13 protein-coding genes are annotated in these 17,087 nt (G+C 68.3%); 7 read left to right on the top strand and 6 right to left on the bottom strand.

Features of this window, described 5'->3' with window-relative positions; genetic code table 11:
* The 3 genes from VFK57_01640 to VFK57_01630 all read right to left on the bottom strand — a co-directional run.
* Window positions 1-1,257, bottom strand: a 1,257-nt coding sequence (locus tag VFK57_01640) for a DUF1552 domain-containing protein (GenBank protein ID HET7694382.1), incomplete at its 3' end; no start/stop codon positions are given.
* On the bottom strand, window positions 1,254-4,589 hold the full coding sequence (locus VFK57_01635) for a DUF1592 domain-containing protein (GenBank protein HET7694381.1): 3,336 nt from the start codon (window positions 4,587-4,589) through the stop codon (window positions 1,254-1,256). The genes VFK57_01640 and VFK57_01635, both read right to left, overlap by 4 nt.
* Before the next feature lie 71 nt (window positions 4,590-4,660).
* Complete coding sequence (locus VFK57_01630) at window positions 4,661-4,939, bottom strand: hypothetical protein (GenBank protein HET7694380.1); 279 nt, start codon at window positions 4,937-4,939, stop codon at window positions 4,661-4,663.
* 203 nt (window positions 4,940-5,142) lie between these two features.
* Between VFK57_01630 and VFK57_01625 the strand changes: the two genes are divergently transcribed.
* Window positions 5,143-6,726 (top strand): ThuA domain-containing protein, encoded by a 1,584-nt coding sequence (locus VFK57_01625; protein HET7694379.1) that lies wholly within the window; start codon window positions 5,143-5,145, stop codon window positions 6,724-6,726.
* Between the two features lie 120 nt (window positions 6,727-6,846).
* Here VFK57_01625 and VFK57_01620 read toward each other — a convergent pair whose 3' ends face one another.
* The gene (locus tag VFK57_01620) at window positions 6,847-8,076 is read right to left on the bottom strand and encodes an alpha/beta hydrolase-fold protein (GenBank protein ID HET7694378.1); all 1,230 of its coding nucleotides are present in this window, start codon (window positions 8,074-8,076) and stop codon (window positions 6,847-6,849) included.
* Window positions 8,077-8,100: 24 nt separating this feature from the next.
* Between VFK57_01620 and VFK57_01615 the strand changes: the two genes are divergently transcribed.
* From VFK57_01615 to VFK57_01605, 3 genes are all read left to right on the top strand, one after another.
* On the top strand, window positions 8,101-10,008 hold the full coding sequence (locus tag VFK57_01615) for a CRTAC1 family protein (protein ID HET7694377.1): 1,908 nt from the start codon (window positions 8,101-8,103) through the stop codon (window positions 10,006-10,008).
* Window positions 10,009-10,107: 99 nt separating this feature from the next.
* Window positions 10,108-10,440, top strand: coding sequence for a PadR family transcriptional regulator (locus tag VFK57_01610; protein ID HET7694376.1), 333 nt, complete (start codon window positions 10,108-10,110; stop codon window positions 10,438-10,440).
* 2 nt (window positions 10,441-10,442) lie between these two features.
* The gene (locus VFK57_01605) at window positions 10,443-13,067 is read left to right on the top strand and encodes an ABC transporter permease (GenBank protein HET7694375.1); all 2,625 of its coding nucleotides are present in this window, start codon (window positions 10,443-10,445) and stop codon (window positions 13,065-13,067) included.
* Between the two features lie 99 nt (window positions 13,068-13,166).
* On the opposite strand, the gene VFK57_01600 is transcribed toward VFK57_01605, so the two are convergent.
* Window positions 13,167-13,583 carry a type II toxin-antitoxin system VapC family toxin gene (locus VFK57_01600; GenBank protein HET7694374.1) on the bottom strand — a complete coding sequence of 139 codons (417 nt, stop codon included), beginning with the start codon at window positions 13,581-13,583 and terminating at the stop codon, window positions 13,167-13,169.
* Window positions 13,580-13,825: a type II toxin-antitoxin system prevent-host-death family antitoxin gene (locus VFK57_01595; protein ID HET7694373.1), complete on the bottom strand. Its 246-nt coding sequence runs from the start codon at window positions 13,823-13,825 to the stop codon at window positions 13,580-13,582. Before VFK57_01595 ends, VFK57_01600 begins: the two co-directional genes overlap by 4 nt.
* Before the next feature lie 130 nt (window positions 13,826-13,955).
* On the opposite strand from VFK57_01595, the gene VFK57_01590 reads away from it, so the two are divergent.
* The 3 genes from VFK57_01590 to VFK57_01580 are packed head-to-tail and all read left to right on the top strand — an operon-like array spanning window position 13,956 to window position 16,973.
* Window positions 13,956-15,113, top strand: coding sequence for an ATP-binding protein (locus VFK57_01590; GenBank protein ID HET7694372.1), 1,158 nt, complete (start codon window positions 13,956-13,958; stop codon window positions 15,111-15,113).
* Window positions 15,011-16,393 (top strand): VWA-like domain-containing protein, encoded by a 1,383-nt coding sequence (locus tag VFK57_01585; GenBank protein HET7694371.1) that lies wholly within the window; start codon window positions 15,011-15,013, stop codon window positions 16,391-16,393. The genes VFK57_01590 and VFK57_01585 overlap by 103 nt, the downstream gene beginning before the upstream one ends.
* A complete protein-coding gene (locus VFK57_01580; protein ID HET7694370.1) occupies window positions 16,386-16,973 on the top strand; it encodes a hypothetical protein in 588 nt (195 codons plus the stop codon). The genes VFK57_01585 and VFK57_01580 overlap by 8 nt, the downstream gene beginning before the upstream one ends.
* Window positions 16,974-17,087 lie beyond the last annotated feature (114 nt).

The following is a 17,087-nucleotide window of genomic DNA, read 5'->3' as shown; positions in this document are numbered from 1 at the left end:
GTGCAGGCTGCAGGCCTTCCGGCCCTCATCCCCCTTACCCGAATAGTCCAGAATCCGCCCGCCCTTGATCGTGCCGCCCCCCTTGCCGGTGATCAGGAACGGCAGCTGGTTCGCGGTATGGAGATCGCCGTCGAAGAGGCTCGAGGTGGCCACCAGGATCGAGTTGTCGAGCAGCGACGACTCCCCTTCCGGGATGTCCTTCATGCGCTGTGTGAGGTAGGCGAACTGCGCGATGTGGTACTGATTGGTCTTCAGGTACATCGCCTCCTTGTCGGCGGCGCGGCCGTTGTGCGTGAGGTCGAGATGCAGCGCCCCCTGCACCCCTTCCAGGAACTTGAAGTTCATCTGCGACAGATCGTTGTTGAGCATCAGCGTCGCGACGCGGGTCCTGTCCATCTGGAACGCGAGCACGATCAGATCGAGCATCAGCTTCATGTGATCCGGGACGTTCTGCGGCAGCTCGTTCTTCGGGCGCGGCATGTCGGGCTGCGCCAGCGTCGGACGCCAGCCTTCGATGCGCTCTTCCTTCGACGCGCGCTCGATCCGTTTCTCGATGTCGCGGATCGATTCGAGATACTCGCTCAGCTTCTCGTTGTCGCCGCGGCTGATCCTCGGCCTCAGGCTCTGTGAGTCCCGCCGGACCTCGTCGAGGATGCTCCGATCGAGCTGACGGCCGCTGCCGTCACCCACCAGGCGATCGAAGACGCGCGACGGATACAGCTCCTTGGTCGCCGGCTTGGTCGGCGAGATCCACGACACGCTCGAGCCGTAGATCATCGAGAGGCCATCCTCGAGGCGCAGCTCGTTCGGCTCGATGCCGAGCACGAGGCTCGGAACCGCCGTGCGGCCGCCGATCCGGGAGGCGATGATCTGGTCCATCGACGTGCCGACGCGGATCTCGTTCGGGTCGAGGCTGACGGGCGCGCCCGAGAGGACGTTCATCCGCCCGAGGTGAGGACTGGTCGAGACCTCCGCCGTCCTGTTGAAGAGCCCCTGCAGGAACACCATGTCCTGCCGGTGCGGCATCATCGGCAGCAGCCCGGGACCAAGCTCCATGCTCGCCCCCTGACCTTTGGCCCACCAGTGGATCGGCTCCACGCCGTTCGAGAAAAAGACGATGCCGAGCCGCAGCGGCGGCGCGTTCACCTTCGTCGCTTGACCGAAGACCGGCAGCGACTCCATCCACGGCAACGCGAGCGCGACCCCCATGCCGCGGAGGAAGTGACGCCGCGAGAAGTGACCCGAACCATTGCTCATTTGCTGCTCCCGGCACGGTTGCGGAACTGGCGGCTCGTGACGATGGCGGTGGCGAGGTCCGACACGGACGCAGCGCCGCCGCGCCTGGCCATGGCTTCGACCAGGCCGCGGTCGGAACCCCTCACGGTTCGTCCGAGCGCGTAGCCAATCATCTTCTTCGCCAGCGTCGTCACCACCTGCTTGTCGTGTTGCTGCAAGTACCGCAGCAGACCATCGGGTCCGACGATCGTGGTCTTGTCGGCGAATTCCCCGGTGACGTCCACGGGCTTGCCGTCGGCATAGGCCGCGCGGGATCGCCCGACGGCGTCGAAGCCCTCGAGCGGAAAGCCGAGCGGGTCGATGCGCAGGTGGCAGTTGGCGCAGGTGGCGTTGCGCTTGTGCTGGGCCAGCTTCTCGCGCAAGGTGAGGCCGTTGAACGTCCGGTCGTCGGCCGCGATGGTGCCCGCGTCGGCCGGCGGCGGCGGCGTCGGCGTGCCGAGAATGCGTCTCAGGATCCAGTCGCCGCGCTTGACCGGACTGGTGCGGAGCGGCGCCGAGGTCGCCGTCAGCACGGAGCCGAGACGCAGCGCGCCGCCGCGGTTGAATGCGCCGGCGCCTTCCACCAGTTCCATGCGCTCCGCCGACGCCACGCTGCGCTCGATGCCGTAGAAGTCCGCCAGCGGCTTGTTCAGGAAGGTGTAGTCGGCCGCGAGGATCTCGCTGACGGGCCGGTCGCGCCGGACGATGTGCTCGAAGGTCGAGATCGCTTCCTCGTACATCGCCGCCCTCACTTCGTCGGTGAATTCCGGGAAGCGTCCGGTGTCCACGCCGCGGTAGCGATCGAAGTGATAGAAGCCCAGCCACTGCCCGAAGAACTCGGTCGCGAAGCGGCGCGCCTTCGGATCGGCGGTCATGCGCTTCACCTGCCTGGCGAGCAGCGCCGGACGACTGAGCTCGCCGGCCGCCGCGGCGCGGCGCAGCTCGTCGTCGGGAACCGAGGACCACAGGAAAAAACTCATCCGGCTGGCGAGCTCGAAGCCGTTCAGGGGACGCTCGGGCCCCGGAGCATCGGTCTCGAGGCGATAGAGGAACGCCGGCGAGACGAGGACTCTCGCGAGAAGAGCGCGGATGGCCGCGTCGTGATCGAGACCATTCGCCGTACGAGCTCGCTGGTAGAAGGTCCGCAGACTCGCCTTCTCGGCGGCCGTCAGCGGGCGGCGCCACGCGCGGCTGGCGAACGCGAGCGCGTCCGTTACGTGACCGGGCTCGGCGAGCGCCTGCGCCTTCCTCACCTGGTCATAGTGCGCGCGCAGCGCGAGGACGTGCGGCCGGATCGCCGAGGGCAGCGCCGCGATGCGGCTGGCGGTCATGTCTTCGATCTTCCGGCTGTCCAGCGCCACCTCGTAGTGATCCGCCAGCATCGCCAGATACGCGTCGTGGTACGGCCACGATCCGAAGAGATCGTTCCATGCCTGGTTCAGCCGCGCGCGATCGGCGCCGTCCACGATGTTCTCGGTGAAGAACCGGTCGTTGCGCTGGTACTTCACGTTCATCACGAACGCGTCGTGCTCGGGGCTGTTGTAGGTGTTGTCGAACGGCGGCGGCACCGGATCCTTGTCGGCGGGATTGGCTTCGCCGTGCGAGTTGGGCGGCAGCAGCGAGACGTACTCGGCGATGCGTGCACGGAACTGCTCGTAGCCCGTGCTCTTCGGGTCGCCGAGAATCGCGCGCTGCGGCGCATCGCGCGGCGATCCTTCGGCGCGGTCCGAGATGGTCACGCGGATCACCGCGTTCCGGTCGCTGCCCAACTCGGCGTCGGCCTGGAACTCCACCAGGTTGTCGCCGGGCGGCACGTCGATGGAGAACGACATCGTCTTCGTGGCGGCAAAGTCCTCGGGGCCCATGACGCTTGCGTCCGGGCTCGTACCGAACGCGAGCGATCCGGCGACGTCGGCGGGCAACGAGAGCCGCAGCGAGCGCGTGGAGAGAATCGGCCCGGAGGCGCCGCGCCCTCGGCCTGCCCCGAGCGCCGTCGAGGGGCCCGCGCCGCCTGCCGCGCCAGGGGCACGCGTGACGATGCGCGGATTTCGCCAGATGACTGCGGGTCTCGATCCGGGTCTCGGGTTGACGTCCGCGTACGTGAGCAACACCTTCACCGGCCCGGCAGCCACCGAGGGACGACCGCGGCCGCCGCGCGGATTCAACGTGTAGGTGTAGCGGCGTGTGGTCTCCGCCTTCAGCGTGGTGTCGTCGAAGACCAGCGGACTCTCGTCGCCGGCGCCGCCGGCCGCGAGATCGCCGCGGGCGAAGAACCAGCTCGGCCAGGTCGTCAGCGCCTTGTAGAGATCGTCGCACCCGGCGCGGGCCGCGGCGAGCGACGCCGCCACGTCCGGCCCGGGCGCGGGCAGCTTCGTCCAGCCGTCCACGGTGACGCGGGTGGGATACCCGCTATCCCGCGTGTTGAGCACCGTCCAGACGTGCTCGGCGAAACGGCCGGTGATGCCTTCCTTCGCCGCGAGCCCGCGAATCGTCGCCGCAGGATCGCCGAGCGCGACGCGATGCTTGTAATACCAGGCGACGAAGAACGCCTTGCCGTACCGATCGAGCCCGAACGGGCGTCCGCCTTCTCCCGAGACGACGCGAAACCCCTTCGACCGATAGAGGCCGTTGATCCGGTTGAGCGCGGACAGCTCGAGGCCGGTCCTGCCGGCATCGGCGAAGAACTCGAGGGGTCCGGCACCGACCACGGCGTGATCGGCGACCTGCTTCGCGGCCTCGAGATAGCGCTCGACGCTCGTCTCCTCGACGAACTGCACGTCGCCGAAGTTGGTGAACCCTTCGCCCCCGACCGAGTCGCTGGAGGCATCGATGCCGGCGTCGAGATCCAGGCCGGTCAGATCGCGAACGGCATACGCGTACTCGGCGCTGGTCAGCCGGCGGACGGTGATTCGCCCGGGATCGCCGGCGTGCTTCGCTTCGTACGCGGCCAGGGCTGAGCGGATCCACGCCCCTGTCGCCGCGCGCTCGTCGTCGGTCGGAAAGAGATCGGCGTCATCTCTGGGCGGCATCGCGCCCGTCTCGAGCATCTCCGCGACCTTGTTCCACTCTTCCCAGTAGTCGCCGACGGACGACTGCGCGGACAGCCGGATCAACCGCTCGATGCTGACATCCCCCTTGTGCCTGGTGCCGCCGTGGCATTCGAAGCAGTACTTCCGGAAGGTCTCAGGCGGTTGGAAGGTTCGGGAGGAAGCCACCGCCGGCGGCGGTGCGGCGCGCCGGGGCGCGGGCGCTTGTGCCGCCATCACGGATGCCCCGCCGAGCAGGAGTGCTGCGCCGAATGTCAGACGCGTCATCGGGCCCGGGCGATTTTACCCCGGCGGGCACGCGCAGTTGCGAAGTGAGTGGTGCGGCCGATGCGGGAAGCTCAGGAACGGAACATCATGAGCGTGAGGACGACGGCGACGATCGCGAAGCCCATGAACGGGGTGGAGTCCGGCGTATAGTCGCCGGCCGATCGGACGACCATGTTGCCGAAGTCCAGCGCGCGCGACGCCAGTCCGCTCAGTTGAACGACGGGATCGCCGGCAAACGCATTGACCTGCGCACGGACGTCCGGGCTGATGATCGACACGCCGGCCGCCAGCGTGCAGAGGCCGCTGACGCCGACCATCGCATCGCCGGCGTGGCTGCGAGCGCGAGACATGCCCCCAGTGGAGCAAGCGGCGGGCCCGCTTTCGGCCGGATCGGCGACTCAACAAACGGAATGACTTGCGACGATCGCCGCCGGCGGCACGGCCCGGGAGTGTTCTGAAAGAGCTCGTATCGTGTTCTAAAACGGCACACTCGGAATCTGCCGGGGCCAGTTTGCCATTGCGAGTGATCGCCGCTGCAACTAGCATCTGCGTCATGCGAACCATCAAGTCACTTTCATCTCGAGTCTCGGCCGGCTGCGTGGCGCTGGTGATTGGCTGCGCGGTCGGACCGCTGGTCGCCCACGGCAGGCTCGGGGCTGTCCCGGCCCTCGAGGGACAACCGCCGGCCCCCGGCGCTCAGCCGCCCGGCCGTGGCGGTGGCGGCGGACGCGGGGGCGCGGGGACCGCGATCTTCCTGGCGACCGACGCCAACAAGGACGGCAGTGTCACGCGCGACGAGTTCAAGGGCGCGTTCGACCGCTGGTTCACCGAGTGGGACGCCGCCAAGGCGGGCTCGCTGACCGCCGCACAAGTCGGCGAAGGCCTGGGCCGCGTCCTCGCCGCGAACACTCCGGCGCCGCCGGCGCCGCAGCAGGATGCGTGCGGCGGGCGCAGCAACAACCCGCGCGTGCCGTGCCCGGCCGACGTCGACAAGATGATGGCGGCGCTCCCGGCAACGGCGATGGCCAAGCCGGCACGTCCGCGGAAGGCGCTCGTGCTGGCCAGCACGCGCGGCTTCGTCCATTCCTCCATTCCGCTCGCCGCGAAGATGATCGAGGAGATGGGCAAGAAGACCGGCGCGTGGGCGGCGACGACGACCTACGACGCGGCCGACATCAACACCGCGAACCTGAAGCAATACGACGTCATCGTGCTGAACAACACGACCGGATGCTTCCTCGACGATCCGAATGACGCGGCGGCGACCGCGGCGCGCCGCGCGGCGCTGCTCGAGTTCATCCGCGGCGGCAAGGGGATCGCCGGCCTCCACGCGGCGTCGGATTCGTACCACGGCTCATCGTGTGGCGAGGGCGTTCCCGGAGGAGCGCGCGGCGCGCAAGCGGGCTTGCCCGCCGGAGCGCGCGGCGCCCCGGGCGGCGGCCGCGGCGGCGCGGCGACCCCCTATGTCGCGGCGCTGTTCGTGCAGGGCGACAAGGACGCCGACCAGAAACTGTCGCGCGCCGAGTTCACGGCGGCGATCGACGGCTGGTACGACAAGCTCGATCCCGACAAGGCGGGACGCGTGGCGCAGGCGGACTTCGGACCGCGGTTCGCGGGCCTGCTGCCGCCGCCTCCGCCCGGCGGTGGCCGTCAGAACGCGGGCGCTTCGCCGCAGCGCCCCGGCGGCGATCCGCTCTGGCCCGAGTGGAACAGGGTCATCGGCGGCTACTTCAAGTTCCACTGGAACGATCCGCAGCTCATCACGGTCAAGATCGACGACCCGAAGAGCCCGTTGACTGCGATGTTCAAGGGGCAGGAGTGGGAGATCCGCGACGAGACCTACACGTTCAACCAGGAATCCTTCTCGCGCGACAACGTGCGCGTGCTCACCAGCGTCAACTACGACAAGATGAGCGCCGAGGACAAGGCGAAGGAGCCGAATCCGCGCAGCGATCACGACTACGCGTTGAGCTGGGTCCGCCGCGAGGGCAAGGGCCGCCTCTTCTACGAGGCGCACGGCCACCACGAACGCAATTACGCCGTCACGCCGTTCCTCGAGCACATTCTCGCCGGCGTGCAGTACGCGCTCGGCGACTTGAAGGCGGACGACACGCCCGTACCTAAAGGAACGAGGTGAGCCGGGCCGACGGCCCGGCTTCGGCAAGGCACCAAGGCAGCAAGGCACGAAGACCCAACCAATTTGGCTTCGTGCCTTCGTGCCTTGGTGCCTTCCGGCGAAGCGACGCCTGAGCGCGTCTCAGCGCGCCGCGGTCGACGTACTCGTTGCCGCGGCGGGCTTGAACAGCAGCGGCGCGACCTCGCGGAGGTGATGCCGCCACACCACCCACTCGTGGCGCCCTTCCGTGACGCGCCAGGTGTGCGTAATCTTCGCCTTCGTGAGCGCCTCGTGCAGGGCGTTCGCGCCGGCGGACACCAGCGCATCGTCCTTCCCCACGCCGAGCCAGATCAACTTCATCTTCTTGTTCGTCACGGCGGCGTTGAAGAAATCGGGATAGAGCGTATCGGCGTTGTTCGAGCCGGCGCTCATGATCACCAGCGAGTGGAAGGTGTCGGGATTCGAGAAGCCGACCGCCACCGTCTGGCCGCCGCCCATCGACAGCCCGCCGAGCGCGCGGTTGTCCGCCCCGGGCAGCGTGCGGAACGTCTTCTCGACGAAGGGAACGACGTCCTTGAGCAGGTCCTGGCCGAAGAGTCCGCCCGGTGAGGCCGCCGGTGTGCCGGCCGCGGGCGGCGGCGCCCCTCGCCCGCCCTGCATCGCGCTGCGATCCTGCTCGCGATCCGGTCCCGTGCCGACGCCCTGCCGCGCGTAGCCGAGCGGGGTCACGAGAATCATGGGCTTCGCCTTCCCCTCGGCGATCAGGTTGTCCATGATGTAGTTCGCGCGTCCGGTCAGAATCCAGCTCGAGTCGATGTTCCCGGACCCGTGGAGCAGGTAGAACACGGGATAGCGCGTGGCGCCCCGATCGTAGCCGGGAGGCGTGTACACCCACAGCGTGCGCGGCGCCCCGATCGTCTTCGAGTGGTAGGTCTCCATCCGGACGGCCCCGTGCGGCACCTCCCTGGCGTCCTCGAACTCCGGGCCGTCGCCGGGAATCTCGAACATGCTCGCGGACGGGAACCCGCCGAACCCGAGCTTGACCGACGGATTCGCGGGATCCATTGCGACGACGCCCCCCTGCCCGTTCACCGCGTCGACGCGGAACTGGTAGTTGTAGACGTCGTGCGGCAGCGGGCCGATCGTGACCGACCAGACGCCGGTCGCGTCATCCTTCGTCATCGGGTACGACGGCTTGCCTTCGAGCTCGCCGATCAGCTCGACGCTTCTGGCGTTCGGCGCGCGGAAGCGCAGCGTCACGGTTTTGTCAGCGTTGACCTGCGGCGACACGATCGGCGCGGGGCGCGCGGGCTGCCCGTACACCCCGACTGCGGCGGCGGCGAATGCGGAAGCGAGGAGGATGCGTTTCATCGGCACATACTACAATGCCGCGCGATGATCACCCCGGCTCCCCGCGCACGAGTGGCCACGGCTCTGCTGGCCGCCATCGGCGCCGCCGCGGCCGCCCAGGCGCCGGTCGGCGATGCCCCGAGACGGCTCGTCCCCGCCGAACTGCAGGACAGCACCTGGCTCCAGAGAGCCGCCGCGGCGCAGGCACGGACGGCGTCGAGCCTCACGGCGTTCCACGACTTCCAGTTCACCGACCGCCTCGCCGACAGCGGCATCACGTTCAAGCACGGCATCGTCGCCGACGCGGGCAAGGCCTACAAAGCGGTTCACTACGATCACGGCAACGGCGTGGCGGTGGCCGACGTGGACGCGGACGGCCGGCTGGACGTGTACTTCGTCAACCAGGTCGGCGGCAATCAGCTCTGGAGAAACCTCGGCGGCGGACGGTTCGAGAACATCACGGCGGCCGCGGGTGTGGCGGTGCCGGACAAAGTGAGCGTGTCGGCGTCGTTCGCCGACATCGACAACGACGGCGACGCCGATCTCTATGTCACCACCGTGCGAGGCGGCAACACTCTCTTCGAAAACGACGGCCGCGGCCGCTTCAAGGACATCTCTGCGGCGTCGGGCGTCGACTACGTCGGCCACTCGTCGTCGGCGGTGTTCTTCGACTACGACCGCGACGGCAGGCTCGATCTGTTCCTGGTCAACGTCGGCCGCTACACGACGGACCGGAAGGCGGGAGACGGCTACACCTACTACGTCGGCATCGACAAGGCGTTCGAGGGGCATCTGAAGCGGGCGCTCGCCGAGCCGAGCATCCTGTACCACAACGCCGGCAGGAACCGCTTCGTCAATGTCTCGAAGCAGACCGGACTCGAGGACCTGTCGTGGTCCGGCGACGCGAGCGCCGTCGACGTCAACGACGACGGCTGGCTGGACCTGTATGTGCTCAACATGCAGGGAGACGACCAGTATTACGAGAACGTCGGCGGCAAGCGTTTCGTCAGGAAGAGCCCCGAGGTGTTCCCGCGCACGTCGTGGGGCGCGATGGGGATCAAGGTCTTCGACTTCAACAACGACGGACGCCTCGACATCTTCGTCACCGACATGCACTCGGACATGAGCGACATGATCGGCCCCGAGCGGGAGAAGACGAAGTCGACCATGCTGTGGCCGGCCTCGGTCGTCGGCAGCGGCAAGACCAGCACCTGGGGCAACTCGTTCTTCCTCAAGGAAGGCGCTGGCAAGTTTCGCGAGGTCTCCGACACCGTCGGCGCGGAGAACTACTGTCCCTGGGGTCCGAGTGTCGGCGACCTGAATGCCGACGGGTGGGACGACGCGTTCATCGCCTCCGGCATGAACTACCCGTTCCGCTACATGGTCAACTCGGTGAAGCTCAACGACCGCGGCCGGCGGTTCGCCGACGCGGAGTTCCTGCTCGGCATCGAGCCGCGGCAGGGCGGCCTGACGACGCCCTGGTTCGAGCTCGACGCGTCCGGTAAGGACAAGGGGCATCCGGATGCCGCGGGCGCGACAGGGCGCGTGGCGGTGTGGGCCGCGCGCGGCTCACGCGCGGCGGCACTCTTCGATCTCGACGGCGACGGCGACCTGGACATCGTCACCAACGAGTTCAACGCGGCGCCGATGGTGCTCGTCAGCAACCTGACGGAGAAGACGCGCGTCCGCTACATCGCGGTGAAGCTGACCGGGACGACGTCGAATCGCGACGGGCTGGGGGCGATCGTAAAGGTGACCGCGGGCGGGTCGACCTACACCAAGGTCTTCGACGGCAACTCCGGATATCTCTCGCACAGCCTGTATCCGCTGTACTTCGGTCTCGGGGCGAGCGACACGGTGGAGCGGATCGAAGTGACGTGGCCGTCGGGCAAACAGCAGGTCGTCTCGGGCCCGTTGACGATCAATTCACGAATCGACGTCCGCGAGCAGTAGGCTGGGTCCCGAGCGGCGGCGAGAGGCGTCGGCGCGGTGCGTGAGTTGAAGGCCTGCGTCCGCCATGATATATAGGACTTCTATAAAGAAGTCCTACTCATGCCGGAACCCGTCGCCTCGCTCGTCAAGGGCACGCTCGACCTGCTCGTCCTCCGGACGCTCGAACTGGAGCCGCTCCATGGCGCCGCCATCGCCGAGCGCATTTTTCAGACGACCCGAGGGACGTTTCACGTCAAGGCGGGATCGCTCTTTCCTGCACTTCACCGCCTCGAGCAGAACGGGCTGATCGAGGGTGAATGGGAAATGCCTCCCAAGGGGCGCCGCATCAAGTCGTACCGCCTGACGCGGGAGGGACGGCGCCGCCTCTCCGCTGAAAAGGCTTCGTGGCAGCGCGTGGTGATGGCGATGACGCTCGTGCTGGAAGGGGCGTGATCATGTCCATCCTGCGCGCCGTGCTGGCGCGGATCCGGGCGCTGCGGCGATCCGCAGGCGCCGACCGTGACCTGGACGACGAGCTCCGCGCCTACGTCGAGGCCCGCGCTGCGTCCTACGAACGGCGAGGCCTGACACGCGGCGAAGCGGAGCGCGCCGCGCTCATCGAGGTCGGCGGCATCGAGCAGGTCAAAGAACGCGTGCGGGACGTCCGCATCGGCGCGGCGCTCGGGGCGGCGCTGCACGACGTCCGATATGGCGCCAGGGTCCTGTGGCGATCTCCCGCCTATGCGCTGGTCGTCGTCATGACCATCGCGCTCGGCATCGGCGTGAACGCCGCCACCTTCAGCGTGATGCACGCCGTGCTGTGGCGGCCGCTGCCATATCCGGACGCGGCCCGGATCGTCCTCATCGAGGCCGACACGCACGCACTGCCGAGCGCCTATTCGTCAGCCGGCCCGGTATTCGATCCACGGGAGCTGCAGCTGATCACCGGCATCGCACAGCTCGAGGGACGCGATGCGAGTCTGGAAATAGACGGCATGATGGAACGGGTCGCGTCCGCCAGGGTGACCGACGACCTGCTGCCGCTCCTGGGTGCAACCCTGACAGCCGGACGAACGATCGTCACATCCATGGACGCGGACGGCACCCTCCTCAAAGGCGTCGTGATCAGCCACGAGTTGTGGCAGCGTCGGTTCCACGGCGATCCCGGCGTGATCGGACGGCCGCTGACGGTCAACAACATGGCCGTGCAGGTCGTGGGCGTTCTCCCGCCCGCCTTCCGGCTCGTTGTTCCGGCGGCGAACCATGCCGAGGAGCGGGTCGATCTGGTGCTGCCGCGCGATTTCGCGCCGGATCTGATCTATCGCGGGATGCCGTTGTTCGGCCGCGTCGCGCCTGGCGCAACCCTCGCGCAGGCGCAGGCGGAGCTCGACACTGCCGCCGCACGCTTCGCCGCCAGCCATCCATCGGCATACCCGGGCGGATTGCGTATGACGGTGCGGCCGCTGGGCGAGGTGGTCACGCGCGAGGTGAGACCGGCGCTGATGGCGCTCGCCGCGGCAGTCGGGTTCGTGCTCCTCATCGCCTGCGTCAACGTCGCGAATCTGCTGCTGGCGCGGGCGAAGAGACGTGAGCGTGAGCTCGCGGTGCGGCGCGCGCTCGGCGCCACGCGGCTCCGCCTGATTCGCCAGCTTCTGGCGGAGAACCTCCTCCTCGCGCTGCTCGGCGGCGCCGCCGGTTTACTGCTCGCGCGGCTCGGCGTCGACCTCCTGGACTGGCTTCGGCCGGCCCATCTTCCCCGCCAGTCCGAGATCGCCGTCGACGGCGTCGTCGTTCTGTGGACGGCTGGCGTCACACTGGTATCGGCCGCGATCTTCGGGTTGGCTCCCGCCCTGGCGTTCACGCGCGGCGGGGGCGGTCAGCAGCTTCACGCCAGCCGGCCGGGATCGCTCCAGCTGCAGAGCCGTCGACTGCAGCGCGCGCTCGTTCTGGCCGAAGTGGCGCTGTCGATCGTGCCGCTCGTTGCAGCCGGCCTGATGCTGCGCACGTTCATCAAGCTGCTCGACGCGCCCATCGGCTTCGAGCCGGCGCATGTCGTCACCGCGCGGGTGTCGCTGAACCTGAGGAACTTCTCGAGCGTCGAACGCCGGTCGGCGTTCTATCAGACTGCGATGGCGCGCGTGCGCGACCTGCCCGCTGTCGAGGCCGTCAGCATCGGCGGTCCGCTGCCGTTGGCGCCGGTTCAGAGCACGCTGCGCTTCCGGCGGGGCGAGGATCGACAGGGGACCCCTTCGATCGGCATGCACCGCAGCGTCATGCCCGGGTTCCTCGGCGTCATGGGGATTCCGCTGCGCGCCGGCCGGGACATCTCAGATGACGACATCCTTCATCGCCGTCGCGTCGCCATCGTCGACGAGCAGGTGGCGGCGCGATTGTGGCAGGGGGACGCGATCGGCAAACAGTTATCGGTCGAGTACTCGAAGCTGCCCCTGGAGGTCGTTGGCGTGGCCGGTCCGATCCGCGCGCGAGACATCCGCCAGGGCGACACGCTGATGATCTACGTGCCGTCGCACGTGTACGAGATCGAGCAGACCCTCGTGGTGAAGACCCGCGCGCCGCTCTCGACCATCGGGCCGGCGATCAAACGAGCCGTCGAGAGCCTCGGCCCGGGCCGGCCGGTGTTCGACATTCGGCCGATGCAGGAGATCGTCGCAGCGTCCATCGACAACACGCGGTTCACGATGCTGGTGCTGTCCGCGTTCGCCATTGCCTCGCTCGTGCTCGCTGGCGTCGGCCTGTATGGCACGCTCGCGTATCTGACGTCGCAACGTACCCAGGAATTCGGCGTGCGCGTGGCGTTGGGTGCATCGGCGGCCGGCATTCTCCGGCTCGTCATCGGCGAAGGGCTTCTGCTCACCGCGCTCGGCGCGGCAGTCGGGCTGGCCGGCGCCGCGGCGGTTACGCGCACACTCCGCGGGCTGCTGTACGGCGTCACCCCGCTCGACGGCTTCACGATCGCGAGCGCGGTCGCCCTGCTTGCCGCGGTGGCGCTCGTCGCCATCGCCGCGCCGGCCTGGCGCGCCTCTCGCGTCGATCCGGCCACGGCGCTGCGTTCCGAATAGGCCGACGCGCCCCGCGACATCGGTCCTGTCGTCGTCAGAAGCTCACGTCGCGAATCGCAGTGCGCGGGCCGTAGGCTGCGGCCTGCGAGAGGCGCCGGCTCAGATGCCGCGAACGTCGAACCCGAATCCTCGGGCCGCCGCACCGAGCGCCGCGTCGTGTGTCACCATCTGCGGCAGCGGTCCGAGGCGGTCGCGCCAGCTCAGGGCGGTCGCGAGGTGGATGGCGTCCTGCGTGCCGAGCGGCATCGGCATCGGGTCGCTCGCACGGCTCAATACGGGCGGACGCAGCAGCACCAGGTCGACCGCTTCGAGCCACTCGTTCACCACCCCGATCCGCTCGGCCGCCTCGGTCATCGTCAGCGCGCCTTGCGTGCGAAGCCGATCGATCGTCCGTGCGCTTTCGACGGCAATCAATTCGCTCGATACGAGACGGTCATAGGTTCGCAGGTCGTCGAGCGCGCCAGCCTCGCGCAGAACGATGCGGAGGAGCGCCGAAGTATCGAGATACGCGATCACCGGCGGCGACGGTCTTCAACGAGAGAGGCCGTGCTGTCGGTACGCTTCGACGGCCTGGGTGGGAGTTTCAGGTCCCGGAGCGGACGTCTGGCCTTGCGAATCTCGAGGGACGGCGCGGCAACCGGGATGATGCGGGCGATGGGAGTATCGCGGTCGAGCACCGTCACCGTCCCGCCGTTTCGTACGGACCGGAGGTGTTCGCTGAGGCGCGCCTTCAAATCGGCAATGCGGACGTCGCTCATGACCAATTATGGTCACAAGGAGTCTCGAGGGTCAAGGCGTCGATGCCGATCATCCCGAAGCCGATTACCCGCGAGCACGCACACCACTCCGTCCGAAAGCGGTGTCTAATGGCCCGGGGGTGTCCCGCCAATGGAGTTCCGGCATTTCGTGCAACTCGTCGCCATCGGGTTACAGGCGCGCATCCCGATGCACATGACCGGGTTCCCCGGCGTCGGGAAAACGGAGTTCACCAAGAGCCTCGAGGCGGGATTCGAGCGCGCCGGGATCAAATGCAAGGTGATGGTCCTGATCGGGTCGATCCGGGAACCCCAGGACTTCGGCGGCTTTCCGGTGTCGGCGCCCGACGGCGTGCGTCTCCTGCCCATGGCGTGGGCGCGCGACGCGCAGCGCCTCGCCGAGGACGGCTACCTGGTGGTGGTCTTTCTGGACGAACTGACCACCGTGCCGCCGACGACGCAGGCGGCGATGCTGCGGCTGCTGACGGAGAACGTCTGCGGCGAGCTGCGGCTGCCGGACTACGAGCCCGGCAAGGGCGGCGTCGTATATCTGTGCGCCAGCAATGCCGTGGAGTGGGCGGCCGGCGGACAGGAAATCCAGGCGCCGATGGCGAACCGCCTCTGGCACGGCGAGTTCCCGATGGATCACGAGACCTGGTGCGACTTGATGGTGAGCGACTTCCCGGCGCCCGGCAGCATGCCCGTGCTTCCGGCCGACTATCTGGCCAGGTACCATCACGGCGAGCGGGCGATGATCGCCGCGTATGTGAGGGCCGCCGGCCGTGACGCGTGGCTGGCGCCGCCGAGCGATCCCGCCCGGCGGAGCGGACCGTGGCCATCGGGCCGGACCTGGTATCTCGCGTCACGGTTCCTCGCAGCGATCGAGGCCGTCTCGCCGGGCAATCGCGTGCTCCAGGGGGAGGCGCTGGCGGGCCTGGTCGGCGATCAGGCGCTGCCCTTTCTGGAATATCGCGAGGCGCTGAACCTGCCGGATCCGGAGGACATCCTGCGGGATCCCCGACGCTTCGTGCTGCCCGAGCGCGTCGATCGCGCGTACGCGGTGTGCTACGCGCTCGCCGGTGCGGTGCTCAACAACAACACGCCGCTGCGCTGGGAAGCGGCGATGATCGCGCTCGGCGTCGGCAGCCGGAAGAACGCCGACATCCCGGCCGCCGCGGCGCGCACGCTGTGCGACCAGCGGAACCGGCCCGAGGGCCTGATGAAACTGCCCGAGGAGTGCCGTCCCTTCTACGAGCTGATGCAGATGGCGAAGCTGATGCCGCGGGACTGACGGTGAAGCTCCCGTTCCGCGATCTGATTCGCCGCCCGGATCGAACGGCCGACGGCTACTCCCGCGAGCTGCAGGCGGCGCGCGTACGCGCCGCCTATCAACGCAGCTATTTCGCGCCGGCGCTCTTCAGCATGATTCCGGTCGCCACCGACCTGATCGACAGCATGGCCGTCGACGCGCACTGGCGCCTGTACTACAACGATGCGTGGGTGGCGCGGCATACCGTCGAAGAGAACGCGACACTGCTCATCCACGAGGTGGGGCACCTGCTGCGCGACCACGAGGCGCGCAAGAAAGCCGCCGGCCTCACCGATCACCGGCGCTGGAATACCGCGGGCGACTGCGAAATCAACGACGATCTCCACGCCGAGGGCCTGCCGCTGCCCGGCGACCCGCCGTTGCCCGCGAAGTACGGATTGGAGAGCGGCTCCACGGCGGAGACCTACTACAAGCGGCTGCCGATCCCGCCTCGCAGCGATCGACGTGAGGCGACTGCAGAAAGCGCACACGACGCGCCGGACTGCGGATCGGGTGCCCATGGCGAACGGCGATTCTGGGAGTTGCCGCCGGAGGATGAAGGGGATGGCGGAACCCCTGGCGTCGATCGTTTGAAGGCCGAACTCGTACGGCGCGAGGTGGCGCGGCGCATCGACGAAATCTCGACCTTCGCCGGTGATGTTCCACCTGCGTGGCGCCGGTGGGCCACCGCCACGCTCGCACCGAAGGTCGACTACATGGCCACCATCCGTCACGTCGTCCGCAGGGCCTTGCGGGAGAGTACGCTGGGCCGCTACGACCGCACCTACCGGCGCCCGCATCGGCGGCAGGCGTGCTACGGCGAGTTCCTCATGCCCAGCTTCCACCAGCCGCGCCCGCGGCCGGGATTCCTGATCGATACCTCTAGTTCGATGGAAGACTCCCAGCTGGCGCGGGCACTGGCGGAACTGGGGGGCCTGACCCGCCAGCTCGGGTACGGCGCGGAGGTCGTCGTCGCGTGCTGCGACGCCGCGGTCCGCGATGTGCGCAAGGTCTTCCGCGCCGGGCAGGTCGAGTTGTACGGCGGCGGCGGCACGGACCTGGATGTCGGCCTGCGCGCGTTCATCGAAAGGAAGCACGATCCGATCGATCTGCTGGTGATCGTCAGCGACTGCCACACCACCTGGTCGAGCGAGGCGCCTCCGTTTCCCGTGATCACCATCCGCGTCGGCGACGGCCCGCCGCCGCCCTGGGGAAACCGCGCCGGCAACACCGTGATCTCAATCGAGGACCCGCGTGGCTAAGTGGGCGCCGCCTCCGGAGATCAGTCCGTGGCGCCGCCGTGGGCTGATGATCCCGCCGGACTCCCCTTCCGCCTGGATCCGCCTGGCGACATGGGAATTCGGCATGGGGGTGCTGGTGTACGCGGCCGTCGGGTTCGGCGCGCACCTGATCGCCTCGGCGCCTCACAGCATCGTCACGGTGTTCGACCTCACGAATTGCTATGCCGCGGCACCCGTCACGCTGCCATGCGAACGCGTCGCTTACCGCGTCGGCACGCTGAACGCGGCGCTGAACGTATGGTGCGGTCTTCTGTTGACAGCCGTCGCGGCGTGGGTGGTGTGGGATCTGTGGAGCGCGGCGGCGCCCAAACCGATCACCGACGATTTCCTGAAGCTGCTCGAAGACTCGTTCGCCCGCGACTGGCGCAAGCCGCGCACCTGGCCATGGTCGCGAATAGCATGGGCCTACGGCTTCGCGATCGTTGGCGTCACCTCGGCAGCGGGCATGTCACTGCTGCTTGCAGCGCTCTCGGCCTCACCGCCGAGCAGGGCGCCGACGGTTCGTATTGAGACTTCCGAGCAGTTCCGGGTGAGGCAGTGACGTCGCCCGCCAGCGATTGACCGCCTCGATGTGCGGCAGCCGTCCGGGAAGCAGCAGACCCTCTCCGGGACGGTGACGCTATACTCGGCGCAGCTTCAACCTCAAGGGTGCGGC

This window comes from Vicinamibacterales bacterium (assembly GCA_035699745.1).
Lineage (GTDB): Bacteria > Acidobacteriota > Vicinamibacteria > Vicinamibacterales > 2-12-FULL-66-21 > JAICSD01.
This window is presented reverse-complemented; position numbering and strand designations above follow the sequence as displayed.